The organism is Leptothrix mechoopdaensis (SeqCode) (assembly GCF_053893855.1).
This window is the reverse complement of record NZ_CM132699.1, coordinates 1,727,440-1,750,712: the sequence shown is the minus strand read 5'-3', so window position 1 is coordinate 1,750,712 and position 23,273 is coordinate 1,727,440. Positions and strand designations below refer to the sequence as shown.

Below are 23,273 nucleotides of genomic sequence, written 5' to 3'. Positions count from 1 at the left end.
GACAGACAGCCGGGAAATCCCGGCTGCGGCGGCGCAGATTTTAGGTGAGGCCGGCGTCCAGGCACTCGCCGACCTGCTCGGCGATCGCCAGACAGGCGGTCAGGCCGGGCGACTCGATGCCGAACAGCTCGACCAGCCCGGGCAGGCCGTGCTGCGCCGGCCCGTCGATGCGGAAGTCGCCGGCCGGCTCGCCAGGCCCGGCCAGCTTGGGCCGCACGCCGGCGTAGTCGGGCTGCAGCGCGCCGTCGGGCAGACCGGGCCAGTAGCGCCGGATCGCGTCGGCCAGGCCGTCCAGTCGGGCCGGATCGACGCGGTAGTCGATCGTCGACGGATCTTCCACGCCGTCCAGCCATTCGACGTCCGGCCCGAAACGGGCCCGCCCGGCCAGGTCCAGCGTCAGGTGGACGCCCAGGCCGTCGGCCTCGGGCATCGGGTAGATCAGCCGGCTGAACGGCGCACGCCCGGTCAGGCTGACGTAGTTGCCCTTGCACAGGTGCAGGCCCGGCAACGCCGGTGCGGCGGCCGGGCGCGGACCGATGCGGGCCGACACGAGCGGCGCCCACAGCCCGGTCGCGTTGACCAGTTCCCGGCAGCGCAGTTCGGTGAACGCGTTGTCGCCAACACCGCCCGTTGCGTCACCGACCTGCAGCCGCCAACCGCCGTCCACCCGTTCGGCGCCCCGCAAGGGCGACGCCACGGCCAGCATCGCGCCGGCCGCCTCGGCATCGCCCAGCAGCGCGGTCATCAGCGCGTGGCTGTCGATGATCCCGGTGGCCGGCGACCACAGCGCGGCGACGCAGCTCAGCTCGGGCTCGATCGCGCGGGCCTGCGCGGCCGTCAGGTGCTGCAACGCCTCGCGGCCGTGCAGGCCGTTGGCGTCGGCCTGATCGGCCAGCCGCTGCAGGTCGTCGAACTGGGCCTCGGACGTCGCCACGACCAGCTTGCCGCAGCGCTGCATCGGCACGCCGTGGTCGGCACAGAAGGCGCTCAGCAGGTGCCGGCCGCGCAGGCACAGCCGTGCCTTGAGCGAGCCGCGCGGGTAGTAGAGGCCGGCATGCAGCACTTCGCTGCTGCGCGAGCTGGTGGCGCTGCCCCAGGTCGTCGCGGCTTCCAGGATCACCACCTCGCGGCCGCTGCGGGCGAGTTCCCGGGCGATCGCCAGGCCGACCACGCCGGCGCCAACAACCACGCAGTCGACCGCGTCGGGAGGAGTCAGTTCACGGGTCATGGGCCGGATTCTGGCGGCGTGTACGCGGGCGTCCAGGGCTTCCCAAGCGGCATGGCAGGCGGCATGTCAGGCGGCATTCCGGGCGGGCCCCGATGCAATAATTCCGCCCCTATGACGATCTCCATCAAGACTGTCGCCGACATCGAGGCCATGCGCGTGGCCGGCCGGCTGGCCTCCGAGGTGCTGGACATGCTGACACCGCATGTGCGGGCCGGCATCACCACCAACGAGCTGGACAAGCTCGCGCACGATCACATCGTGAACGTGCAGCAGGCGATTCCCGCGCCGCTGAACTACACGCCGCCCGGCTACACGCCCTACCCGAAGTCGATCTGCACGTCGATCAACCACCAGGTCTGTCACGGCATCCCCAACGACAAGCCGCTGAAGAACGGCGACATCGTCAACATCGACGTCACCGTCATCAAGGACGGCTGGCACGGCGACACCAGCCGGATGTTCGTGATCGGCGAAGGCTCGATCGCCGCGAAGCGCCTGTGCCAGCTGACCTACGACGCGATGTGGAAGGGCATCCAGAAGGTCCGTCCCGGCGTCACGCTGGGCGACATCGGCCATGCGATCCAGACCTTCGTCGAGAACCAGGGCCTGAGCGTGGTGCGCGAGTTCTGCGGCCACGGCATCGGCCAGAAGTTCCACGAGGAACCGCAGGTGCTGCACTACGGCCGCCCCGGCACGCTCGACAAGCTGGTGCCCGGCATGGTCTTCACGATCGAGCCGATGGTGAACGCTGGCAAGCGCGACATCCGCGAGGCCGGCGACGGCTGGACGATCGTCACGCGCGACCGCTCGCTGTCGGCCCAGTGGGAACACACGATCGCCGTGACCGAGACCGGCTACGAGGTGCTGACGGTGTCGGCCGGCAGCCCCGCGATTCCCGCCTTCGTGACCGCCGCCGCGTCCGCGCCGGCGACCACCTGACGACACCGCCGGAGCCTGCATGGACGTCGCCGTCGCGCCAGAACCCGCCGCGGCGCCCCGCCCGGCCATCGCCCTGCCCGAACTGCGCCGCCTGGTGCGCGACGGGCGCCAGACCCTGATCGACCAGTTCCAGCGCGGCCGCGCCACGGCGCCCGCCGCCAGCCGGCTCGTCCGGCTGCTGGCCGAACATGTCGACGACGTGCTCGCCCAGCTGTGGGACCAGTCCGGCCTGCCCAAGGGCGCCGCGCTGGTCGCCGTCGGCGGCTACGGTCGCGGCGAGCTGTTCCCGTATTCGGACGTCGACGTGCTGCTGCTGATGCCGCACGACCTGTCGCCGGCCGACGCGGCGTCGCCCGTCGGCGACGAACGTTCGCGCGTCGAGTCCTTCGTCACCGCCTGCTGGGACATCGGGCTGGAGATCGGTTCGAGCGTGCGCACGGTCGACGAATGCGTGGCCGAGGCGCTGGCCGATGTCACGACCCAGACGGCGATGCTGGAATGCCGCTTCCTGTGCGGCAGCAAGCGCCTGTTCGAGCAGTTCCGCCGCCGCAGCCGCGAGGTGCTCGACCCGGCCGAGTTCCTGATCGCCAAGACGCTGGAGATGCGCCAGCGCCACACCAAGTACGAGGACACGCCCTACTCGCTCGAACCCAACTGCAAGGAGAGCCCGGGCGGCCTGCGCGACCTGCAGGTGCTGCGCTGGGTGGCCTGCGCGGCCGGCCTGGGCCGCAGCTGGACGGAGATGGCCAGCAAGGGCCTGATCACCCGCTTCGAGGCCCGCCAGCTGCAGCGCAACGAGGGCCTGCTGCGCCTGATCCGCGCCCGCCTGCACACGGTGGCGCGGCGTCGCGAGGACCGGCTTGTGTTCGACCTGCAGACGGCGGTGGCCGAGAGCTTCGGCTATGCATCGACCGCCGAGCGGCGCGCCAGCGAGGCGCTGATGCGGCGCTACTACTGGGCCGCCAAGGCGGTGGTGCAGCTCAACCAGATCCTGATGCTGAACATCGAGGAGCGCGTCAACGGCATGCACGACGCGGCGATGCGACCGATCAACCCGAAGTTCTTCGACCGCGGCGGGATGATCGAGGTCGCCAGCGACGACCTGTACGAGAAGGATCCGCACGCGATCCTCGAGACCTTCCTGACCTTCCAGCAGTCGGTCGGCGCCAAGGGCCTGTCGGTGCGCACGCTGCGCGCGCTCTACAACGCCCGCGAGCTGATGGACAGCAAGTTCCGCGCGGACCCCGAGAACCGCCGGCTGTTCATGGAGATCCTCAAGCAGCCGCGTGGCCAGACGCACGCCTTGCGGCTGATGAACGACACCTCCGTGCTGGGCCGCTACCTGTGGGTCTTCCGGCGCATCGTCGGGCAGATGCAGCACGACCTGTTCCACGTCTACACGGTCGACCAGCACATCCTGATGGTGCTGCGCAACGTGCGGCGCTTCTTCATCCCCGAGCACACGCACGAATACCCGTTCTGCTCGCAGCTGGCGGCGCACTGGGACCGGCCGTGGGTGCTGTTCGTCGCGGCGCTGTTCCACGACGTCGCCAAGGGCCGCGGCGGTGACCATTCCGATCTCGGCGCGGTCGAGGTCCGGCGTTTCTGCCGCGACCACGGCATCGAGCGCGAGGACGCCCGCCTGATCGAGTTCCTGGTGCAGGAACACCTGACGATGTCGCGGGTGGCGCAGAAGGAGGATCTGTCCGATCCCGAGGTCATCAAGGCCTTTGCCGAACGTGTGCGTGATCCGCGCCGGCTCACCGGCCTGTACCTGCTGACCGTCTCGGACATCCGCGGCACCAGCCCGAAGGTCTGGAACGCCTGGAAGGGCAAGCTGCTGGAGGACCTCTACCGCTCGACGCTGCGGGCGCTGGGCGGCTCGCAGCCGAACAACGCCGCCGACATCGAGATGCGCAAGCAGGAGGCCCGCCAGATGCTGGCGCTGCACTCGATGCTGCCGGGCTCGCAGGAGGCGCTCTGGCAGACGCTCGACCTGAGCTACTTCGCGCGCCACGACAGCGGCGAGATCGCCTGGCACGCCCGCTCGCTGAAGAAGCGCGTCGACACGACCACGCCGGTCGTCAGCGCCCGCCTGTCACCGGTCGGCGAAGGGCTGCAGGTGATGGTCTATGCACCGGACCGGCCCGACCTGTTCGCGCGCATCTGCGGCTACTTCGACAGCGGCCAGTTCAGCATCCTGGATGCCCGCGTGCACACCACGCGGGCCGGCTATGCGCTGGACACCTTCCAGGTCATCACGCCCTACATCGACCAGGCCTATCGCGACCTGATCGTGATGGTCGAGACCCAGCTGGTGCTGGCCCTGTCGAGCGACCAGGCCCTGCCCGAACCCGGCACCGGCCGGCTGTCGCGCCGCGTCAAGTCCTTCCCGGTGGCGCCGCGCGTGCAGCTGCGGCCGGACGAGAAGGCGCAGCGCTGGCTGCTGTCGGTGTCGGCCAGCGACCGCTCGGGCCTGCTCTATCGCATCGCCCGGGTCATGGCGCAGCACCGCATCAACCTGCAGCTGGCCAAGATCAGCACGCTGGGCGAGCGGGTCGAGGACACCTTCCTCGTCGACGGCGCCGCGCTGCAGCACAACCGCAGCCAGATCGAGTTCGAGACCGAGCTGCTGGCGGCTCTGGCCTGATCAGTCGGCGTCGGGCGTGTCGCCGGCTTCGGCTGCGGCGACGTCCGACGGCGCTTCGTCGATGGCCACCGGCTGGGCCGGCAAGGTCCAGCCGTCGATGCGCTCGAACACCGCGATCGATTCGACGTGCGCCGTGTGCGGGAACATGTTCACCGCCCCGGCGGCGACCGTCCGGTAGCCGGCCTGGTGCACCAGCAGACCCGCGTCACGGGCCAGCGTCGCCGGGTTGCAGCTGACGTAGACGATGCGCTGCGGCGGCTCGTAGCCGTCGATCGGCTGCTGGCGCACGGCGGCCAGCGCCCGCACCAGCGCGAAGGCGCCTTCGCGCGGCGGGTCGATCAGCCAGCGTTCGGCGCTGCCGTAGGCCGCCAGATCCGGCGCGGCCATCTCGAACAGGTTGCGGGCGGCGAAGCTCGTGCGATCGGCCAGGCCGTTGCGCGCAGCGTTCTCGCGCGAGCGGGCCACCAGCGTCTCGCTGCCCTCGATGCCCAGCACCTCGCGGGCCTGCCTGGCCAGCGCAAGCGTGAAGTTGCCCAGGCCGCAGAACCAGTCGATCACGCGTTCCTGGCGCTGCACGCCCAGCAGGCCGAGCGCCTTGACGACCAGCACGCGGTTGATGTGGTGGTTGACCTGGGTGAAGTCGGTCGGCTTGAACGGCATCGTCAGACCGAACTCGGGCAGGCCGTAGGCCAGCTCCGGACCGTCGTCGGGGTCGAGGCGATGGACCGTCTCCGGGCCCTTGGGCTGCAGCCACCATTGCACGCCGTGTTCGGCGCCGAAGGCCCGCAGCCGCGCGGCATCACCGGCGCTCAACGGCTCCAGGTGGCGCAGCACCAGCGCGGTGACCAGGCCGGCCGGTGACTCGCCAACCGCCAGCTCGATCTGCGGTAGGCGATCACGGGCGTCCATCGCGGCGATCAGTTCGCGCAGCGGCAGCAGCATCGCGCTGACATGCGGCGGCAGCACCGCGCAGGTCTGCATGTCGGCCACATAGCGCGACTTGCGCTCGTGGAAGCCGACCAGCACGACGCCCTTCTTGACGACGTGGCGAACCGACAGGCGGGCCCGGTATCGGTAGCCCCAGGTCGGGCCCTCGACCGGCCGCAGCAGGCGTTCGGCGCGGACCTTGCCAAGATGCCAGAGGTTGTCTTCCAGCACCCGCTGCTTGATCGCGACCTGGGCGGCGCCGTGCAGGTGCTGCATCTTGCAGCCGCCGCAGGCACCGGCATGCAGGCCGAAGTGCGGACAACCGGGCCGCACGCGCTGCGAGCTCTCGCGGCCGATCTGGACCAGCGTGGCCTGTTCCCAGTTGTTCTTGCGCCGGTTGGTGTGGGCGCGGACCCGTTCACCGGGCAGCGCGCCCTCGATGAACACGACCTTCCCTTCGGCATTGCGGGCAACGCCCTGCGCCTCGAGGTCGAGCGCGTCGACCAGCAACCATTCGTCCGCAGCAGTCATGACTCAGCCTGGATGGGCCCGCGCAGTGCACGGCGGGCGCTGCTGCAGGCGGGTGGATATCAGCGGTTCGGGAGGTAGCGCACCGGGTCGACCGGCTTGCCCCGGCGCCGGATCTCGAAGTGCAGCTGCACCCGGTCGGCATCGGTCGAACCCATCTCGGCGATCTTCTGACCGCGCTTGACGGCCTGGTCCTCGCGCACGAGCACCACCTGGTTGTGCGCATAGGCGGTCAGGAAGGTGTCGTTGTGCTTGATGATGACCAGGTTGCCGTAGCCACGCAGACCGGAGCCGGCGTAGACCACGCGGCCGTCGGCGGCGGCGATGACGGGGTCACCCGCCTTGCCACCGATCGCCACACCCTTGTTGCGGCTGTCGTCGAAGGCGGCGACCACCGGGCCCTGGGCGGGCCACATCCAGTTCAGGTCATCGTCACCCTGCGGGGCCGACGGTGCCGGCGCGGGAACGGCCGGGGTCGGTGCCGGCACCACGACCGGGACCGGCGGGATCGGCGCGCTGGTGCTGACCGACGGCGGCAGCGGCTTGCTGTCGGAAGCGGACTTGTCGACCGGCCGGGGCGGCGTCACCGCACGAACCGTGGCGGCACCTGGATCCTGTCCAGGAGGCAACACGCGCAGCACCTGGCCGACCTCGATGCGGTCGGGGTTGTCGAGGCTGTTCCAGCGCTGCAGGTCGCGCCAGTTCTGGCCCGTCTCCAGGCCGACGCGGATCAGCGTGTCACCCGGACGGACGGTGTAGAAGCCGGGCTTGCCGGCGTTCTCGACGCCGGGCGGCGGCTTGGGGGTTTCGGCGGGCGCGGTGACCGGCGCGGGCGCGGACTGCTGGCGGACCGCCTGGGTGTAGCGGTCCTCGACCGGCGCCTGCACCTTCGGTGAGCCCGCGCAGGCCACCAGCAGCAGCGCACTGGCGCCGAACACGGCAAATCGCGCTGCACGGGCAGCGATGGGCATCAGGGTCATGGGCATCGGGGAGGCAGGGGTTCCGGTCATCGAGGATGAGCGCCAGGCGCTACGCGCGGGGTCATCTCAAGCCGGCCTGTGGTCACGGGTGCCGGATTCTAAGGGGACGAATCGGACGGTTTCATGGCGTTGCTCGACCCAGCGGCCGTCCGGCATGCGATCGACCACGATCAGCACCTGCTGGTTCGGGTCCACCTCGCTCTGGACCGGCGCGACCAGCCTGCCGCCCGGCGCGAGCTGGTCGAGCCAGGCCTGTGGAAGGCCCAGGCCGCCAGCAGCCGAGATGATCCCGTCGTAGGGCGCGTTCGGGCCATGACCAAGACGGCCGTCACCATAGATCAGCCGCAGGTTGGCGGGCCGGATCGGCGCCAGGTTCTCGCGTGCCCGGTCATGTAGGGCCTTGAGCCGTTCGACCGAGTAGACGTTGCGGGCCAGACCGCACAGCAGCGCCGCCTGATAACCGCAGCCGGTGCCGATCTCGAGCACGCGTGACAGGGCGGGACCACCCGGACGCGCGCGCAGCAGTGCCAGCATCCGGGCGACGACCGACGGCTTGGAGATCGTCTGCCCCAGGCCGATCGGCAGGCTGGTGTCCTCATAGGCCTGCGAGACCAGCGCCGGATCGACAAACAGGTGACGCGGCACCTCGCCCATCACCCGCAGCACCTCGGTGTCGGTGCAGCCGTCCAGTTGCACGCGCGTGACCATGCGGGAGCGGAAGCTGGCCGAGTCGAGGCCCAGGCCGGTCACCGGCGTGAACGGCGGGGCGCTCGGGCGCATCAACGGCACGGCCACCGAACCGGATCCGGCTCCCGTCAGTGGTCGAGCCACGTGCCGGGTCACCGGCCGGGTGTCGTCCAGCGTCAGGGGAAACCGCTTGCGCCGCGGCGGCGCCTCGTCCATCACGGCTCAGGCCGCCGGGCCGCGCCAGCGTCCGGCCCACTGTCCCAGCCGGGCATGATCGGTCAGGTCGACCTGCAGCGGCGTGATCGAGATGCGCCCCTGGGCGACCGCGTGGAAGTCGGTGCCTTCACCAGCTTCGCGGGCGTCGCCGGCCGCGCCGATCCAGTAGATCGGTTCGTCGCGCGGGCTCATCTGGCGGATCACCGGTTCGCTGGCGTGACGCTTGCCCAGGCGGGTCACCTCGATCGCGGCCTCGGCCGCATCGGCGCGGCTCGGAATGTTCACGTTGAGCAGCCAGTGTTCGCGCGCCCAAGGCGACGACAGGACCGCCTGCAGCACGCGCCTCATCGCGACTTCGGCGGCGTCCAGGTGGCCCCAGCCCTTCTCGGACAGCGAGAACGCGATGGCCGGCACACCGAAGAGGTAACCCTCCATCGCGGCGGCCACGGTGCCGGAATACACCGTGTCATCGCCCATGTTGGCGCCGTTGTTGATACCCGAGACCACCAGATCCGGCTTGTGTGCCAGCAGGCCGGTCATGGCCACGTGGACGCAGTCCGAAGGCGTGCCATTGACGTACCGGAAGCCGTTGCTCGCCGTGTGGACCGACAGCGGTCGGGTCAGCGTCAGCGCGTTCGACGTGCCGCTCGCGTTCTGCTCGGGCGCGACGACGTCGATCGTGCCGAATGTGCTGCAGACCCTCGCGAGGGCCTGCAGGCCCGGGGCGAGGTACCCGTCGTCGTTGGCTACCAGGATGTGCATAAGGCGGATTGTAGGGACCGGTCAATATCAGATCGGGGCACGGAACGGGTCAGTTGACCCATCCGTCCCCTGGTCCTCGGGGGACGATGAATGTGGCGCACACCTGCGGCCGATAATCCCGCGCAACCGTCGTACCGCGCGTCATCACACATGTCCGAATCCCTGCCCTTGCGGGCACTCGTAGTCGAGGAAAACGCTGCCGCCCGCCAGTTCATGGTGCGGGTGGTGCGCGAGAGCTTCAGCGACGAGATCACCTTCAGCGAAGCCGCCGATCTGGACGCCGCACGTGCGCTGCTCGGCCTCGGTGAAAGCGGTACGCAGCGGCGCGCTGACGCCCCCCGGTTCGACCTTGTCCTGTGTGACCTGGAGTCGGCCGATGGCGAAGGCCTGGCACTGCTGGCGCAGCTGGGCCATGACGCCGCCATCAAGGTCGCGACGACGCTGCATTCGGACGACGAGCACCTCTTCCCTGCCCTGCAATGTGGCGCCAACGGCTACCTGCTGAAGGAAGACCGCTTCGAGGTGCTGGTCGAGGAACTGCAGAAGATCGCCCGCGGCCAGCCCTCGCTGTCACCGGCGATGGCGCGGCGGATGCTCGCCTACTTCCGCGAGATCGCCGGTCCGGGTTCGCGTCCGTCACCGAATCCGAGCGAGACGTCGGCCAGCAGCCTGACCGAGCGCGAGCGTGACGTGCTGGCCTTGCTGAGCAAGGGTTACGCGGTCAAGGAGATCGCACGCCAGCTGGGCATCGCGTGGTTCATCGTCAACGACCATGTGCGCACGTCCTGGCACAAGCTGGTGCAGTCCAGCTCGCCCGAGGCCGCGCTGATGCAGGCACGTCGTGCGCTGAACGACTGAGTCGCGCGACTCCTTGATCCAGGTCAGGGACAGGCAGGCGCCTGGCTTGCAAATGAGAATCGTTGTCATTAGCATGGGCCATCCCGCTCTGGAGTGCCCATGTCTGACCGCCGCCACACCCGCCACACCCGCCGTTCCCTCTTCAACCGACTGACCGCCTCGGCCATGGCGGCTTTCGCCCTGCTGGGTGCCGGTGCGGTCAGCGCCGCCGACGTCGAGGTTCAACTCGTCATCCGCGACCACCGGTTCGAGCCGGAAGAGCTCAAGGTTCCGGCCGGCCAGCGCATCAAGATCCTGGTCGACAACCAGGACGCGACCCCCGAGGAGTTCGAGAGTTCGAGCCTGAAGCGCGAGAAGGTGATCCCGGGCAAGTCCAAGGGTCAGGTTCTGGTCGGACCGCTCAAGCCCGGTCGCTACAAGTTTGTCGGCGAGTTCCACGAGGCCACCGCCAAGGGCGTGCTGGTCGTCGAGTGAGGGTCAGCTCATGGTCTTCTCGGCTGCGCTGATCGTCTTCCGCGAATCGCTTGAGGCGGCGCTCTTCGTCGGGATCGTCGCGGCCGCCACCCGCGGCGTGCTCGGGCGCGGCCGCTGGCTCGGGGCCGGCGTCGGCCTCGGTTTCCTCGGCGCCATCGTGCTGGCGTTGCTGGCGCCCCTGCTCGCCGATGCCTTCGACGGGCTCGGACAGGACCTGGTCAACATCGCCGTCCTGACCGTGGCGCTGCTGATGCTGCTGTGGCATTGCGTCTGGGGCGGAACGCACGCGCGCGAGATGGTCGGCGAGGCCCGCACGCTCGGCCAGTCGGTCCAGCAGGGTCAGGAACGGCCCTGGGCCCTGCTGATCGCGGTGGCCCTGGCGGTGCTGCGCGAAGGTGCGGAAACCGTGCTCTTCGTGGCAGGCTCGATGCAGGGCGATGCCAACGGCGCGCCGATGCTGGCGGTGCTGGGTTCCTGCGCAACCGGTCTGGCCTTGGGCGCCCTGACCGGATGGCTGGTCTACGCCGGGCTGGCGCGCATCCCGACACGCCACCTCTTCCTCGCGACCAATGTGCTGGTCTCCCTGCTGGCCGCCTCGATCGCCAGCCAGCTCGCACGGGCGTTGAGCCAGGCCGGCTGGCTCGAGATCGGCGCCGAGCCGGTCTGGGACAGCTCCGGCACGCTGGCGCAGGACTCGCCTCTGGGCACGCTGCTTCACGCGATGGTCGGTTACGACGCACAGCCGACGGCAGCACAACTGGCGTCCTATGCGGCGGCACTGCTGCTGATCGTCGCGGGCTCGCGCTGGATGGCGCGCCGCACGTCACGACCAGAACGACTGCAACGACCGCGCTGATCGTTCATGCGTCATGAGCCGGGGCATCCAGTTGGGTGCCCTTTTTTTCGGTTCATCACGGATTCCCGGGAAACGCTGCCTTGATCTTGAGGAAGAAGTAGTCGGTGTCGCGGTTGCCGTAGGCCATGCGCTTGATGACCTTGATGCGGTTGTTGATGCCTTCAATCTGGCCGGTGTGCATGGGCCATCGAACGCGAGAGACGATGCCGCGCCAGTAGGGCTTGAGGCTGCGGGCGAAGTGTTGCAAGGCCGGGATGGCGCTTTGCTGGGCGTGCGCCAGCCACTGCCGCCATCGCTGCCGCCATTCCCAGGCTGAGCTTGCCGTCCAGAGCGTCTTGAGCTCATCGCGCATGAGGTAGGCCGTCAAGATGGGCTGATTGGCGGCAAGCACCTCGTCAAGGTGAACCTGCTGTGAGTGGCTGAGCCGGTCTCGGTTGCGCAGAAGCAGCCAGTGCGCCTGCTTGACCAGGCGACGCGCGGGCTTGTCCTGTCGCAGCTTGTTGGCCGCCTCGACCCTGACGCGGGTCACGACATCGCGGCCGTACTTGGCGACGACGTGGAACAGGTCATAGACGATGCGCGCGCGTGGGCAGTGATGGCGCACCTCGAGGTCGAACGCCGAGTTCATGTCCATGGCCACGGCCTCGACGCGTGCGCAGCCCTCGGCGCCGAGTTGCTCGAAGAACGGGCGGATCGATCGGCGCGTGCGGCCCTGGGCGACGTACAGCACGCGACGCGTATCGGCATCGACGATGACGCTGGCGTAGCGGTGACCCTTGAACACCGCGAACTCGTCCATCGCCAGTCGCCTCGGCTGCGCGGGCGGCAAGCCTTCGACCAGCGCTTGCAGGCGACGTCGATCCAGTTCTCGCACCGTGCTCCAGTGCAGGCCGAACAGCTCGGCCACATGCGCCACCGTCATCCTCGCGCACAGCTCAGCGGCCGCCTGAGCCAGCCGGCGCGTCAGCCTGGCGTGCGGATCCAGCCATGACACGAACTGCTGGCAATGCCCGCAAGTCGGACAGGCCAGTCGCTGGAACTGCACGTCCAGCGTGACCGGACAGCCCAGCATGGGCAGGTCACGGATGCGCCGTTGCACCCGCTCGTGAACCTGCGCGCACGCCTGACGGCAGCGTCCGCACAAAGGCACCGAGCCTTCCTCAACCTCCAGTTCGATCTCGACGGCCGACTCCTTGCGGACCAGCCGTCGCACGCTGAAGCCCTCCCAGAACGGGAGCTCGCTTGTATCCTTGTTCATTGGGGCAGTGCTTTCCCGAGTCGGTGTGTCTTCGCACAACCATCTTCTCGCGGGATGTCACTGCCCTACCTCGTTCTGGATCGTCCTCCCGGACTTCCGTGATGAACCTTTTTTTCTGGTCTCAAGAAGCCTGCCAAGCCGCTGTCAAATCCCCGATGCCGTATCCGGCGGTTATGTCCGGAGACAGAGGAACGGTCGGAACGGAATTCCCTCGACAGAATGAAAAACGCCCGGAGGACCGGGCGTTTTCTGGATCTTGTCTCGAAGCGGTGGGGTGGCTGATGGGACTCGAACCCACGACCACCGGAATCACAATCCGGGGCTCTACCAACTGAGCTACAGCCACCGCAGAGACATAAAGTATAACCCGAGATCGAGATCTGTCCAGTATCTCGGGCGTGATCTCAGGCGACCGTCGCGAGATACCCGCGAGCGGCGCCGATGTCGTTCAACGACCGGCTGAAGTCGCCGCAGCGGTGGCGGCCGGTGCGGCCGTCACGTCGACCTTGAAGCGCTTGCGCAGGGCCTTGTAGTAGGCGTCGGTCTCGGCTTGGGTCCAGAGTTGCGCGTACTGCGTCGCCGCACGTTGCGGATCCAGCTTCGCGGGATCGGCACCCAGGACCTTGTTGATGCGCACGACGGCATAGCCGCCCTGACCCTGGTCGACACCGACCCAGGCCGGCAGGGACTCGGTCGACGCGCGCATGACGGCGGTCAGCACGGCGGTCGACTGGCCGCGCGGTTCGAAACGCGAAACCGTCATGGCTGCGCCGACGGCGGCGTTGGCAGGCTGCTGCTTCCAGGCCTCCAGCGCGGCCTTGCCGGCGGCAGCCGCAGCGAGCGCCGCCTTCTGGTCGGTCACCAGCTGGCGCAGACGATCGGCAACCTCGGCCATCGGCTGACGACGCGACGGCAGGTGTTCGGTCACGTGGACCGCCGCGAGCTGATTGCTGCCCAGCTCGATCGGCGCCGAATTGCGGCGCGAGTTCAGCGTCTGCGCATCGAACAGCGTCTCGACCAGCTTCGGGTTGCTGAGCAGCGGCGCATCGGCCACCGCCTCGCCACGGCCGAGCTTGTCGGCGCGCAGGATCTTCAGCTTCAACTTGGTCGCGACCGCCTGCAGGTTGTCCTCCTGCTCGACCAGATCGGTGAACTGCTCGGCCATCTCGGCATAGCGCTTCTGGCCCAGCTGCTGGCGCACTTCCTTCTCGATCTCGGCACGCACGCTCTCGAAGCTGCGGCGCTCGCCACCGCGGATGTCGGTGACCTCGATGATGTGCAGGCCGAACTCGCTCTCGACGATGCCGCTGAGCTCACCCTTGCCGAGCGAAAAGACGGCGTCCTCGAACGGCTTGACCATCGCGCCGCGCGAGATCCAGTTCAGGTCGCCTCCCTGCCCGGCCGAGCCCGGGTCATCGGACTGCTTGGTGGCCAGCGCGGCAAAGGCCTTGCGATCGGCCTTGAGCTGCTGCAGCAGGCCATCGGCCTTCGCACGTGCCTTGGCCTTGTCGTCGGCACTGGCCGACGAGTCGACCTTCACGAGGATGTGGCGTGCGCGGCGTTCCTGCGGCGTCTCGTAGCGGGCCACGTTCTCGTCGTAGTACTTGCGCAGGTCGTCGGCCGCAATCGTCACGCTCTGGGCCGCCGCGGCCAGGTCCAGCACCACGTATTCGAACGACACGGTCTCCTTGGACTGGAACTGCGCCGCGTTCTTCTCGTCGTCGTAGTAGGCCTTCAGCTCGTCGTCGCTGACCTGGACCTTGGCGCGCTGGTCCTGGACCGGGAAGTTCGCGACCTGGATCTCGCGCTGCTGGAAGAACGGCTCCATCGCACGGGACGTCACCGAGGTCGACGCGGGCACCGACACGCCCAGCCCGAGCATCACCTGGCGGGTCGCCAGGTCCTGCTTGAGCTGCTGCGCGAACTGCGCCGAGGTCATGCCGCGCATGGCCAGCAGTTCGGCCTTCACCGAGCCGTCCGGGTTGCGCAGGGCCTCGAAGTTCGGATCGGTGCGGAACAGGCGCTGCAGGCGCTGGTCGGTCGGGTCCAGCCGCAGGTCACGCGCCGCCGCGAACATCACGCGCTCGCGCACCAGCTGGTCGAGCACCTGTTGGCGGATGGCCGGGCTGTCCAGCAGCTTCGGGTCGACCGTCGGCATGTTGGCCCGCAGGCGTTCGACCTGCTGGCGATGCGCGGCATCCCATTCGTTCTGGGTGATCGAGTGGCCGTCCACATGGGCGACCGCCTGTGTCTTCTCGTTGAAGCTCTGATAGCCCTGGATGCCGAAGGCGACAAAGGACGGGAAGATCACGAGCACCAGGCCGAACTGCAGCAGACGGTTGTGGCGACGGACGAAATCGAACATGGAGACTCTCGGAGGGACGGGCGTATGGGGCGGACATGGCCGCATGCACGGGACGGTGGTGGGTGCTGAGGGGCTCGAACCCCCGACCTACGCCTTGTAAGGGCGCCGCTCTACCAACTGAGCTAAGCACCCGCCGCGTGCAAATGCGGTCTTCGTGATTCAGTTGATGGCGTCCCGGAGGGCCTTGCCCGGCCGGAACTTCGCGACCTTGCTGGCCTTGATCTTGATCGCCGCGCCGGTGCGCGGATTGCGGCCGGCGCGGGATGCGCGCTTGGTGACCGAGAAGGTGCCGAAGCCCACCAGCGCGACGCTGTCACCCTTCTTCAGGGCGGTGCCGACGCCGCCGATCACGGCCTCCAGGGCCCGCGCGGCGGCGGCCTTGGAAATGTCGGCCTGTTCGGCAATGTGTTCGATCAGTTCGGACTTGTTCACGGGGGCATCCTCGGGGCTTGCGCCCTCCTGGGCTTCGGCAAGGTGATCTGCGGCGCCGGATTCTAAGGCCCCGGCAGCGGCCTGCCGGACGCCCGTGCCGGGGGTGTTCAACCGCCTCGGCGGGCCTGACCGGGACCCGCGCGCACGACCAGCAGGACGCCCGAGACACTCAACGCGATGCCGGCCGCCATGCTGGCGTTCAGCGCCTCGTCGAACAGCAGCCAGGCCAGCACGGCCGTGCAGGGTGGCACCAGGTACATCAGGCTGGTCACGCGGGTGGCCGCACCCCGTGCGATCAGCAGGTAGAGCAGCGAACTGCCACCGAGCGTCAGGGCCAGCACCGACCAGGCCATCGCCCCGAGCAGTTCGGGATGCAGGTCGATGCGGGCGCCGCCCACCGTCAGTTCGGCCAGCGCCAGCGGCGCCGCGACGACGAGCGCCGCCATCATCTGGACGCCGCCGGCGGTCCGCACGTCACAGGGCCGGACATGGTGCTTCTGGTAGAGGGTGCCGCTGGTGATGCTCAGCAAGGCGAGCAAGGCCAGCGCGAGGTTGACGGGCGTGACCTCGCCATGACCGAGCTTGGGCCCGACCACCAGCGCCAGGCCGCACAGCCCCAGCATCAGGCCGAGCCAGTGCCGCACGCCTAGCCGTTCACGCGGTCCGCCATTCGATGAAGAACCCGCGCGCGCCTCGACCCACAAGGTGGTCAGCAGCGGTTGCAGACCGACGATCAGCGCGACCGTGCCGGCGCCGATGCCCCATCGCACCGCAGCCCACACGCCACCGAGGTAGCCGGCCTGCATCAGCACGCCGGTGATGGCCAGGTGTCGCCACTGATCGCGTGTGGCCGGCCATGCCGCGCCGGCAACGCGGGCCCACAGGCCCAGGCACAGCATCGACAGGAAGAAGCGCACCGCCAGGAAGGTGAACGGCGGTGCGTGCGGCATGCCGTAGCGGGCGACCACGAAACCGGTGCTCCAGATGACCACGAAGACACCGGGCATCGCGCCGATCCAGCGGCTGCCACCGGCCATCGCCGGTGCTTGAACGCCGCTCACTCAGCGGACCTTCGCGCGGATCTCGGGGACCGCCTTCCGCAGGTAATAGACCATCGACCAGATCGTCAGCACGGTCGCCACGAGGATCAGTGCGGTGCCCCAGAAGCGCGTGTCGATCAGCCCGAACAGCATGCCGTCAAACAGCAGGAAGGGAATCGCGACCATCTGCGCGGCGGTCTTGAGCTTGCCCAGCATGTGGACCGCGACGCTGCGAGAGGCACCGATCTGCGCCATCCATTCACGCAGCGCCGAGATCGTGATCTCGCGGCCGATGATGACCAGCCCGACCAGCGCATTGACACGATCCAGCTGCAGCAGGATCAGCAGCGCCGCGCAGACCAGCAGCTTGTCGGCGACCGGGTCCAGGAAGGCGCCGAAGGCGGAAGTCTGGTTGAGCTTGCGGGCCAGGTAGCCGTCCAGCCAGTCGGTCAGCGCGACCAGCACGAACAGCCAGGTGGCCGACTCGTTGCGATGTTCGATCGTCCACGGCAGGTAGTAGATGCCCACGATGAGCGGGATGGCCACGATGCGGGCCCAGGTCAACAGCGTCGGTAGCGTCGTGAACATGGAGCGGCATTGTGCACAGGTTCGGTGACGCGCCCGGGCGACGTCAGCGCAAGGCCTGGTGGATCTGCTGCGCCAGCTCGACCGAGATGCCTTCCACGCTCGACAGCTCGTCGACGCTGGCCTGCGCCACGCCGCGTGCGCCGCCGAAGCGCTGCAGCAGCCGGGCACGCTTCTTGGGTCCGACGCCGGGGATGTCCTCCAGCCGGCTGCCCCCGGTGCGCACCGAGGCCCGCTTGGCGCGCATCCCGGTGATCGCGAAGCGGTGCGCCTCGTCGCGGATCTGCGCCACCAGCATCAGCGCGGCCGAATCACGCCCGAGGTAGACCTTCTCGCGCCCATCGGCGAACACGAGTTCTTCCAGCCCGACCTTGCGGCCTTCGCCCTTCTCGACGCCGACGATGATCGACAGGTCGATGCCCAGGCTCTCGAAAACCTCCCGGGCCACGCCGACCTGTCCCTTGCCACCGTCGATCAGCACCAGATCCGGCAACCGCCCGGTCCCCTCGCGGGCCGCCTCGACCAGCTTGGCGTAGCGGCGTTGCAGCACCTGGCGCATCGCCGCGTAGTCGTCGCCGCCCTGGATCCCGCCGATGTTGAAGCGCCGGTACTGGGCCGGCTGCATGCGGTGGTTCTCGAACACCACGCACGACGCCTGCGTCGCCTCGCCCTGGGTGTGACTGATGTCGAAACACTCGATGCGCAGGCTGTCCAGCGCGGCGTCCTCGCCTTCGGGCGCCAGGTCGAGCGCCTCGACCAGCGCGCGGGTGCGGGCCTGCTGCGAGCCTTCTTCGGCCAGCAGCCGGGCCAGCGCGATCTCGGCGCCCTGGATGGCCATGTCGAGCCAGACCCGACGCTGGTCGCGTGGCTGATGCTGGGCCGTGATGCGGCGTTGCGCAGGGCCCCCGAGCGCCTGCAGCAGCTCGCGCGAGACGGCGTGGCTGGTCACCAGCAGCGGTGGGCAATCGACGCCGAGGTAGTGCTGCGCCATGAAGGCCTCCAGCACGGTCCGTTCGGCGCTCGGGGGTTCGCCGGATTCACCGGATCCGCCAGATCCGCCGGCCGAGCCGTCGCTGACGGCATCGTCATCCGCATCCCCCGCACCCAAGGCCAGCGCATCCTCGATGTGGGCGGGGAAATACGCCCGGTCGCCCAGGTGCCGACCGCCCCGGATCATCGCCAGGTTGACACACGCCTTGCCGCCCTGGACCTTGACGGCCAGCACGTCCACGTCGCGGTCGTCGCCGGTGTCGATGGCCTGCTGGTGCAGCACCTTGGACAGCGCGCCGATGCGGTCGCGCACCTCGGCGGCCTTCTCGTATTCGAAGGCCTCGGCCGCCTTCATCATCTCGTCCTGCAGGCCGGCCAGCACGGCCTCGGTCTCGCCGTCGAGGAAACGCACGGCATCGCGCACGTCACGGGCGTAGTCCTCGCGGCTGATCTCGTCGACGCAGGGGCCCGAGCAGCGGTGGATCTGGAACAGCAGGCAGGGCCGCGTGCGGTTGGCGTAGACGGTGTCCTCGCAGGTCCGCAGCATGAAGACCTTCTGGATCAGCTGGATGCCTTCCTTGACCGCCCAGGCGCTCGGGTACGGCCCGAAGTAGCGGTGCTTGCGGTCGACCGCGCCGCGGAAGTAGGCCACCCGCGGGAACTCGTGCGTGACGAGCTTCAGGTAGGGGTAGCTCTTGTCGTCGCGGAACAGGATGTTGAAGCGCGGGTTCTGCGTCTTGATGAGGTTGTTCTCGAGCAGCAGCGCCTCGGCCTCGTTGCGCACCACCGTCGTCTCGAGCCGCACGATGCGGCCGACCATGTGGCCGATGCGCGTGCCCGCATGGTCCTTGTGGAAGTAGCTCGAGACGCGCTTGCGCAGGTTGCGGGCCTTGCCGACGTAGAGCAGACCGCCCTGTGCATCGAAGTAGCGGTAGACGCCCGGCAGCTGCGGCAGCGCGGCGACCTCGCCGAGCAGGCGTTGCCAGATCTGCTCGCGTTCATCGAGCTTGGCCGGCTCGGCCGCCGTGGCCGTGCCTGCGGCGTCTTCCGGCGGCTTGCCGTCGTTGCTGGACTCGTTCACCATCCGGCGATTTTGCCGTCCCGCCCTTCGCCTTCGCCTCCCGCGCCCCATGTCACCCGGTCCTTCGTCGCCCTCCACCGCCCTGTCCTGGGACGTCTTCTGCCGCGTCATCGACAACCACGGCGACGTCGGCGTGTGCTGGCGGCTGTCGGCCGACCTGGGCGCACGCGGCCACCGGGTCCGGCTCTGGATCGACGACGCGTCGGCGCTGGCCTGGATGGCGCCCGACGGCGCGCGCGGCGTCGAGGTGCTGCCCTGGCGAGATCCATGGGCCGACGAGCAGCCGGGTGACGTGGTCGTCGAGGCCTTCGGCTGCGACCCGCCGGCCGCCTTCGTCGAACGCATGGCCGCCCTGCCCCGGCAGCCGCTGTGGATCAACCTCGAGTACCTGAGCGCCGAGTCCTACGTCGAGCGCTCGCACGGCCTGCGCTCGCCGCAGATGGCTGGCCCGGGGCGCGGGCTCGACAAGTGGTTCTTCTATCCCGGCTTCACGGCGGCGACCGGCGGTCTGCTGCGCGAGCCGGGCGTGTCGCCGCCAGACATCGCGCCGATGACCGGACGCGCGCTGAACGTGACGCTCTTCAGCTACGACCCGCCCGGGCTCATGGCCCTGCGCGATGCGCTCGAGTCCCTGCCCTACGGCGCCCGCGTCGACGTCACGCCCGGCTGGTCGGCGCGCAGCGTGGCGGCGCGCCTGGGCGACGCATCGGCAGGACGGGTGACCTGGCGCCATCTCGCGCATGTCCCCCAGCCCGCCTTCGACGCGCAGCTGCGCGGCAGCGACCTGAACCTGGTGCGCGGCGAAGACTCGCTGGTGCGCGCGCTGTGGGCCGGTCGGCCGTTCGTCTGGCAGCTTTACCCGCAGGACGACGGCGCCCATGCGGACAAGCTGGAGGCCTTCCTGTCGTTCTACCTGGACGGTGCCAGCCCCGACCTGGCCGACACGCTGGGTCGTGTCTGGCGGAACTGGAACGGCCTGGCGGGGCCGGTATCCGGGGATCCGTCAACCGACATGGCATGGCGCCGGCTGCTGCCGGCAGGTCCGCTCTGGGCGCCCTGGCAAGCCTGGTCCAGCGGGCGTGCGAACGCCCTGGCCGCCCAGCCGGATCTGCTGGCCCGGCTGCTCGACTTCGTGTCGCGTCAAGGGGTCGGCGGGCAAAGCGTCTAGAATCGCGGGCTTTGCGCAGGGCCGCGTGGCCGCGACGTCCGCCAAGACAACTGGGAAACTGGGATACCGAGATGAAGATTGCACAGGAAATCCGCGCCGGCAACGTGATCATGCAGGGCAAGGACCCGATGGTCGTGCTGAGGACCGAATACAGCCGCGGTGGCCGCAATGCCGCCACCGTGCGCATGAAGCTCAAGAGCCTGCTGAACAACTCCGGTACGGAAGTCGTGTTCAAGGCCGACGACAAGATGGACCAGGTCATCCTGGACAAGAAGGAGTGCACCTACTCCTACTTCGCCGATCCGATGTACGTCTTCATGGACACCGAATACAACCAGTTCGAGGTCGAGGCCGAGAACATGGGCGACGCGATCAGCTACCTGGAAGACGGCATGCAGGCCGAAGTCGTGTTCTACGACGGCAAGGCCATCTCGGTCGAACTGCCGACCTCGCTGGTCCGCGAAGTGACCTGGACCGAGCCGGCCGTCAAGGGCGACACCTCGGGCAAGGTCCTGAAGCCCGCCAAGATCTCGACCGGCTTCGAGATCCCCGTGCCGATCTTCGTGGCCCAGGGCGACAAGATCGAGATCGACACCCGCACGCACGAGTACCGCAAGCGCGTCTGATCGACCTGGCTTGAACGAAAGGCGCCTTCGAGGCGCCTTTTTTGTGCCTGTTCGACAGCCTGCTCGACGGCCTCAGCCGACCTCGCGGAAGCTGACCTCCAGCCGCACGTCGCGTTCCTCGGCACCGTCCACGCTGCACTTGAAGCGACGCACGGCACGCTGGACGGCGCGGTGGTATTCCTTCGGGCCGGACAGCGCCTGCACATCGACGATCTGGTTGCCGCGCAGCTTGATCAGCACCTCCACCACGCCGGTGATGCCGACCCGGTTCCACTCGTCGGCCAGCGAGGTCTCGAGGATGCGCCGGTAACCCGGACAGACCACGGCAACCTCGGCGACCGCCGGGGCGCGTGGCGCGGCGGGTGCCGCAACGGGGGCTGGCGCAGCCGGAGGGGGCGTGGGCGCCGGTGGTGCCGGTGGTGCCGGTGGAGCGGGCGCGGGGGCCGGTGGCGCGGGGACGGCGACCGGCTCGATCGGGCGCGGCTCCGGAGCGGGCGCGACCACCGGTGCCGGCGCGGGCGTCGGGGCAGGCACCGGTGCGGGCGCGGGCGGAACCTTGGGCGGCGTCACCGGCGGCGTCACGGGCTTGGGCGCCTCGACCAGCCGGGCGGGCGGCGGAGGGGGTGGTGGCGGTGGCGGCGGCGCATCCAGGATCGCCGCCTCGATCACCTTGAGCCGCGCGGGCAACTCGCGCAGCGTCGGCTGCAGCAGCCACCAGCCGATCAGCACATGTGCACCGATGACGACCGCCAGGCCGGCACGACGGGTGCGGCGAGCGGCCGCATCGGCCGCCATCAAGGCAGCTTGATCGCCCTCGAGGGCCATCGCGGAGCCAAGCGATTGCTGGGGCTTCGAGCCGTTCATCCCCTTGCCCTCAAGGTCCGACCGGCACGCTGGCCACGCCCAGCTGGCGCACGCCGGCCTGATCAGCCGCGACCATCACGCCGGCCAGCGCGCCATAGCTGGCCCGCCCGTCGGATTCGATGCGCAAGGGTGCCGGCGGCTGCAGCGCGGCCAGTTCGGTCAGGCGCTGACGCAGCTCGACGGCGTCGGCCAGCGGCTGGCCGTTCCAGCTCAGGCGGTCATCGGCGGCGATGTGCAGCGTCACCGGCGTCGGCGGCGTCTGGCTGGCCGGTGCCTTCGACACCGGCAGGCGCAGGTCAACCGCGTGCAGCTGGATCGGGATCGTGATGATCAGCATGACCAGCAGCACCAGCATCACGTCGATCAGCGGCGTGGTGTTGATGTCCATGATCGGCGCGTCGTCGTCGCCTGATCCGCCGAGGGGTGTCATCGCCATGGGTTCTGCCTCATGTGTGCGGCGTCGGTGCCACGGTGTCAGTTGCGCGGCGGCGGTTCGGTGATGAACGACACCTTGGCGATGCCGGCCAGCGTGCAGGCCTGAAGCACCGGCGCGACCATCGCATAACGCGCGTTCGTGTCGCCGCGCAGGTGGACCTCGGGCTGTGGCTGGCGGCCGGACACGTCGCGCAGGCGGGCCAGAAGTGCCTCACGGTCCTTCAAGGGCTGGTCGAACCAGTGCAGGCCGCCCTTGGCGTCGACCGAGACCACGATGGTGTCGGGCTGGCTCTGGCGCGGCTGGTTGCGCTCCTTGGGCAGCACCACCGGCGACGACAGGTTCACCACCGGGATCGTGATCAGGAAGATGATCAGCAGCACCAGCATCACGTCGACCAGCGGCGTGGTGTTGATGCTGGCGATGACCTCGTCGTCACCGCCCTCGCCGGGCACCTGGAAGGCCATGTTCGTCGATCTGTCCGGCGATCAGCGCGGTGCGGCGGCCTGGGCCAGCAGCACCGCATGCAGGTCGCCCGCAAAGGCGCGGACCTCGTCCATCGCAGCCTTGTTGCGGCGGACCAGCCAGTTGTAGCCCAGCACCGCCGGCACGGCGACGGCCAGGCCGATGGCGGTCATGATCAGCGCCTCGCCGACGGGGCCCGCGACCTTGTCGATCGAGGCCTGACCGGCCACGCCGATGGCGGTCAGCGCGTGGTAGATGCCCCAGACCGTGCCGAACAGGCCAATGAACGGGGCCGTGGAGCCGACGGTGGCCAGGAAGGCCAGCCCGCCCTGCAGGCGCGAGTTGATGCGCTCGATGGCCCGCTGGATCGACATCGTCACCCAGGTGTTCAGGTCGATCTGGCCGAGCAACCCGTCGTGCTTGCGGGTCGCCTCGACACCCGAGCTGGCCAGCGCACGGAAGGGGCTGGCGGCGTCGAGCGCGGCGATGCCTTGCGGCAGATCGGTGGCCGACCAGAAGCCGGACTGCGCCTCGCGGGCGTGTCGGCCGATGCGGTTCTGCTCGATCAGCTTGATCACGATCACATACCAGCTGCCGACCGACATCACCGCCAGCAGCAGCAGCACCAGCCGGGCGACCACGTCGCTGCCGTTCCAGAGCGCGGCAAGACCATAGGGGTTGTCCGGCGCAACCGCCGTGGCGGCGACCGCCTGGACCTGTTCCTGCGCATGCGCCCATCCGGCCAGGAACATCGTGCCGATCGGCAACAGCGCGCGATGGACCCGTATCGCGAGGCGCGGGCTCACTCGATGAGCCTGTGCAACCGGACGGCCGGCATCGGGTCGGAACGGGGCTTCGGGC

22 protein-coding genes and 2 tRNA genes are annotated in these 23,273 nt (G+C 69.1%); 7 read left to right on the top strand and 17 right to left on the bottom strand.

The window, feature by feature from the left end:
* Window positions 1-40: 40 nt before the first annotated feature.
* Entirely contained in the window at window positions 41-1,228 is a 1,188-nt protein-coding gene (locus ACWA7K_RS07775) for an NAD(P)/FAD-dependent oxidoreductase (protein WP_456167264.1), read from the bottom strand.
* Window positions 1,229-1,339: 111 nt separating this feature from the next.
* Between ACWA7K_RS07775 and map the strand changes: the two genes are divergently transcribed.
* Entirely contained in the window at window positions 1,340-2,167 is an 828-nt protein-coding gene (map, locus tag ACWA7K_RS07770) for a type I methionyl aminopeptidase (protein WP_456167262.1), read from the top strand.
* Between the two features lie 19 nt (window positions 2,168-2,186).
* Window positions 2,187-4,817 (top strand): [protein-PII] uridylyltransferase, encoded by a 2,631-nt coding sequence (locus tag ACWA7K_RS07765; RefSeq protein ID WP_456167260.1) that lies wholly within the window; start codon window positions 2,187-2,189, stop codon window positions 4,815-4,817.
* Here the strand turns inward: ACWA7K_RS07765 and rlmD are convergent, their stop codons facing one another.
* The 4 genes from rlmD to surE all read right to left on the bottom strand — a co-directional run bounded on the left by rlmD (window position 4,818) and on the right by surE (window position 8,917).
* Entirely contained in the window at window positions 4,818-6,275 is a 1,458-nt protein-coding gene (gene rlmD, locus ACWA7K_RS07760; RefSeq protein ID WP_456167258.1) for a 23S rRNA (uracil(1939)-C(5))-methyltransferase RlmD, read from the bottom strand. It lies immediately after the preceding gene.
* 59 nt (window positions 6,276-6,334) lie between these two features.
* Complete coding sequence (locus tag ACWA7K_RS07755; RefSeq protein WP_456168726.1) at window positions 6,335-7,243, bottom strand: peptidoglycan DD-metalloendopeptidase family protein; 909 nt, start codon at window positions 7,241-7,243, stop codon at window positions 6,335-6,337.
* Window positions 7,244-7,318: 75 nt separating this feature from the next.
* Window positions 7,319-8,155 carry a protein-L-isoaspartate(D-aspartate) O-methyltransferase gene (locus tag ACWA7K_RS07750; protein ID WP_456167256.1) on the bottom strand — a complete coding sequence of 279 codons (837 nt, stop codon included), beginning with the start codon at window positions 8,153-8,155 and terminating at the stop codon, window positions 7,319-7,321.
* Between the two features lie 6 nt (window positions 8,156-8,161).
* On the bottom strand, window positions 8,162-8,917 hold the full coding sequence (gene surE, locus ACWA7K_RS07745) for a 5'/3'-nucleotidase SurE (RefSeq protein ID WP_456167254.1): 756 nt from the start codon (window positions 8,915-8,917) through the stop codon (window positions 8,162-8,164).
* Window positions 8,918-9,067: 150 nt separating this feature from the next.
* Here surE and ACWA7K_RS07740 point away from each other — a divergent pair, with 150 nt between their 5' ends.
* The 3 genes from ACWA7K_RS07740 (at window position 9,068) to ACWA7K_RS07730 (ending at window position 11,105) form a co-directional block, all read left to right on the top strand.
* Complete coding sequence (locus ACWA7K_RS07740; protein WP_456167252.1) at window positions 9,068-9,775, top strand: LuxR C-terminal-related transcriptional regulator; 708 nt, start codon at window positions 9,068-9,070, stop codon at window positions 9,773-9,775.
* 99 nt (window positions 9,776-9,874) lie between these two features.
* Window positions 9,875-10,249 (top strand): cupredoxin domain-containing protein, encoded by a 375-nt coding sequence (locus ACWA7K_RS07735; RefSeq protein ID WP_456167250.1) that lies wholly within the window; start codon window positions 9,875-9,877, stop codon window positions 10,247-10,249.
* 10 nt (window positions 10,250-10,259) lie between these two features.
* Window positions 10,260-11,105 carry an FTR1 family iron permease gene (locus ACWA7K_RS07730; protein ID WP_456167248.1) on the top strand — a complete coding sequence of 282 codons (846 nt, stop codon included), beginning with the start codon at window positions 10,260-10,262 and terminating at the stop codon, window positions 11,103-11,105.
* A 55-nt stretch (window positions 11,106-11,160) separates the two neighbouring features.
* On the opposite strand, the gene ACWA7K_RS07725 is transcribed toward ACWA7K_RS07730, so the two are convergent.
* The 8 genes from ACWA7K_RS07725 to uvrC form a co-directional block, all read right to left on the bottom strand.
* Window positions 11,161-12,363, bottom strand: coding sequence for an ISL3 family transposase (locus ACWA7K_RS07725; RefSeq protein WP_456168724.1), 1,203 nt, complete (start codon window positions 12,361-12,363; stop codon window positions 11,161-11,163).
* A 270-nt stretch (window positions 12,364-12,633) separates the two neighbouring features.
* A tRNA-His gene (locus ACWA7K_RS07720) sits at window positions 12,634-12,709 on the bottom strand.
* A gap of 102 nt (window positions 12,710-12,811) precedes the next feature.
* Complete coding sequence (locus tag ACWA7K_RS07715; protein WP_456167246.1) at window positions 12,812-14,728, bottom strand: SurA N-terminal domain-containing protein; 1,917 nt, start codon at window positions 14,726-14,728, stop codon at window positions 12,812-12,814.
* A gap of 56 nt (window positions 14,729-14,784) precedes the next feature.
* A tRNA-Val gene (locus ACWA7K_RS07710) sits at window positions 14,785-14,860 on the bottom strand.
* A gap of 27 nt (window positions 14,861-14,887) precedes the next feature.
* Window positions 14,888-15,160, bottom strand: a complete 273-nt coding sequence (locus tag ACWA7K_RS07705) for an HU family DNA-binding protein (RefSeq protein WP_456168722.1) — start codon at window positions 15,158-15,160, stop codon at window positions 14,888-14,890.
* A 107-nt stretch (window positions 15,161-15,267) separates the two neighbouring features.
* Window positions 15,268-16,197 carry a DMT family transporter gene (locus tag ACWA7K_RS07700; protein WP_456168720.1) on the bottom strand — a complete coding sequence of 310 codons (930 nt, stop codon included), beginning with the start codon at window positions 16,195-16,197 and terminating at the stop codon, window positions 15,268-15,270.
* A 24-nt stretch (window positions 16,198-16,221) separates the two neighbouring features.
* The gene (pgsA, locus tag ACWA7K_RS07695) at window positions 16,222-16,788 is read right to left on the bottom strand and encodes a CDP-diacylglycerol--glycerol-3-phosphate 3-phosphatidyltransferase (protein WP_456167244.1); all 567 of its coding nucleotides are present in this window, start codon (window positions 16,786-16,788) and stop codon (window positions 16,222-16,224) included.
* A gap of 43 nt (window positions 16,789-16,831) precedes the next feature.
* Window positions 16,832-18,859 (bottom strand): excinuclease ABC subunit UvrC, encoded by a 2,028-nt coding sequence (uvrC, locus tag ACWA7K_RS07690; RefSeq protein WP_456167242.1) that lies wholly within the window; start codon window positions 18,857-18,859, stop codon window positions 16,832-16,834.
* Window positions 18,860-18,905: 46 nt separating this feature from the next.
* Between uvrC and earP the strand changes: the two genes are divergently transcribed.
* Complete coding sequence (earP, locus tag ACWA7K_RS07685; protein ID WP_456167240.1) at window positions 18,906-20,024, top strand: elongation factor P maturation arginine rhamnosyltransferase EarP; 1,119 nt, start codon at window positions 18,906-18,908, stop codon at window positions 20,022-20,024.
* Between the two features lie 71 nt (window positions 20,025-20,095).
* The gene (gene efp, locus ACWA7K_RS07680) at window positions 20,096-20,650 is read left to right on the top strand and encodes an elongation factor P (protein ID WP_456167238.1); all 555 of its coding nucleotides are present in this window, start codon (window positions 20,096-20,098) and stop codon (window positions 20,648-20,650) included.
* 72 nt (window positions 20,651-20,722) lie between these two features.
* Here efp and ACWA7K_RS07675 read toward each other — a convergent pair whose 3' ends face one another.
* From ACWA7K_RS07675 to ACWA7K_RS07660, 4 genes are all read right to left on the bottom strand, one after another.
* On the bottom strand, window positions 20,723-21,445 hold the full coding sequence (locus tag ACWA7K_RS07675; protein ID WP_456210415.1) for a hypothetical protein: 723 nt from the start codon (window positions 21,443-21,445) through the stop codon (window positions 20,723-20,725).
* 79 nt (window positions 21,446-21,524) lie between these two features.
* Entirely contained in the window at window positions 21,525-21,950 is a 426-nt protein-coding gene (locus ACWA7K_RS07670; protein WP_456167234.1) for an ExbD/TolR family protein, read from the bottom strand.
* 38 nt (window positions 21,951-21,988) lie between these two features.
* Window positions 21,989-22,414, bottom strand: a complete 426-nt coding sequence (locus ACWA7K_RS07665) for an ExbD/TolR family protein (RefSeq protein ID WP_456167232.1) — start codon at window positions 22,412-22,414, stop codon at window positions 21,989-21,991.
* 21 nt (window positions 22,415-22,435) lie between these two features.
* Complete coding sequence (locus ACWA7K_RS07660; RefSeq protein WP_456168718.1) at window positions 22,436-23,164, bottom strand: MotA/TolQ/ExbB proton channel family protein; 729 nt, start codon at window positions 23,162-23,164, stop codon at window positions 22,436-22,438.
* Window positions 23,165-23,273 lie beyond the last annotated feature (109 nt).

What these genes read in the sequence shown, in the direction of transcription:
- ACWA7K_RS07775 (WP_456167264.1), bottom strand. Translation starts at nt 1,228, where the DNA reads ATGACCCGTGAACTGACTCCTCCCGACGCGGTCGACTGCGTGGTTGTT.
- map (WP_456167262.1), top strand. Translation starts at nt 1,340, where the DNA reads ATGACGATCTCCATCAAGACTGTCGCCGACATCGAGGCCATGCGCGTG.
- ACWA7K_RS07765 (WP_456167260.1), top strand. Translation starts at nt 2,187, where the DNA reads ATGGACGTCGCCGTCGCGCCAGAACCCGCCGCGGCGCCCCGCCCGGCC.
- rlmD (WP_456167258.1), bottom strand. Translation starts at nt 6,275, where the DNA reads ATGACTGCTGCGGACGAATGGTTGCTGGTCGACGCGCTCGACCTCGAG.
- ACWA7K_RS07755 (WP_456168726.1), bottom strand. Translation starts at nt 7,243, where the DNA reads ATGCCCATCGCTGCCCGTGCAGCGCGATTTGCCGTGTTCGGCGCCAGT.
- ACWA7K_RS07750 (WP_456167256.1), bottom strand. Translation starts at nt 8,155, where the DNA reads ATGGACGAGGCGCCGCCGCGGCGCAAGCGGTTTCCCCTGACGCTGGAC.
- surE (WP_456167254.1), bottom strand. Translation starts at nt 8,917, where the DNA reads ATGCACATCCTGGTAGCCAACGACGACGGGTACCTCGCCCCGGGCCTG.
- ACWA7K_RS07740 (WP_456167252.1), top strand. Translation starts at nt 9,068, where the DNA reads ATGTCCGAATCCCTGCCCTTGCGGGCACTCGTAGTCGAGGAAAACGCT.
- ACWA7K_RS07735 (WP_456167250.1), top strand. Translation starts at nt 9,875, where the DNA reads ATGTCTGACCGCCGCCACACCCGCCACACCCGCCGTTCCCTCTTCAAC.
- ACWA7K_RS07730 (WP_456167248.1), top strand. Translation starts at nt 10,260, where the DNA reads ATGGTCTTCTCGGCTGCGCTGATCGTCTTCCGCGAATCGCTTGAGGCG.
- ACWA7K_RS07725 (WP_456168724.1), bottom strand. Translation starts at nt 12,363, where the DNA reads ATGAACAAGGATACAAGCGAGCTCCCGTTCTGGGAGGGCTTCAGCGTG.
- ACWA7K_RS07715 (WP_456167246.1), bottom strand. Translation starts at nt 14,728, where the DNA reads ATGTTCGATTTCGTCCGTCGCCACAACCGTCTGCTGCAGTTCGGCCTG.
- ACWA7K_RS07700 (WP_456168720.1), bottom strand. Translation starts at nt 16,197, where the DNA reads ATGGCCGGTGGCAGCCGCTGGATCGGCGCGATGCCCGGTGTCTTCGTG.
- pgsA (WP_456167244.1), bottom strand. Translation starts at nt 16,788, where the DNA reads ATGTTCACGACGCTACCGACGCTGTTGACCTGGGCCCGCATCGTGGCC.
- uvrC (WP_456167242.1), bottom strand. Translation starts at nt 18,859, where the DNA reads ATGGTGAACGAGTCCAGCAACGACGGCAAGCCGCCGGAAGACGCCGCA.
- earP (WP_456167240.1), top strand. Translation starts at nt 18,906, where the DNA reads ATGTCACCCGGTCCTTCGTCGCCCTCCACCGCCCTGTCCTGGGACGTC.
- efp (WP_456167238.1), top strand. Translation starts at nt 20,096, where the DNA reads ATGAAGATTGCACAGGAAATCCGCGCCGGCAACGTGATCATGCAGGGC.
- ACWA7K_RS07675 (WP_456210415.1), bottom strand. Translation starts at nt 21,445, where the DNA reads ATGGCGGCCGATGCGGCCGCTCGCCGCACCCGTCGTGCCGGCCTGGCG.
- ACWA7K_RS07670 (WP_456167234.1), bottom strand. Translation starts at nt 21,950, where the DNA reads ATGGCGATGACACCCCTCGGCGGATCAGGCGACGACGACGCGCCGATC.
- ACWA7K_RS07665 (WP_456167232.1), bottom strand. Translation starts at nt 22,414, where the DNA reads ATGGCCTTCCAGGTGCCCGGCGAGGGCGGTGACGACGAGGTCATCGCC.
- ACWA7K_RS07660 (WP_456168718.1), bottom strand. Translation starts at nt 23,164, where the DNA reads ATGTTCCTGGCCGGATGGGCGCATGCGCAGGAACAGGTCCAGGCGGTC.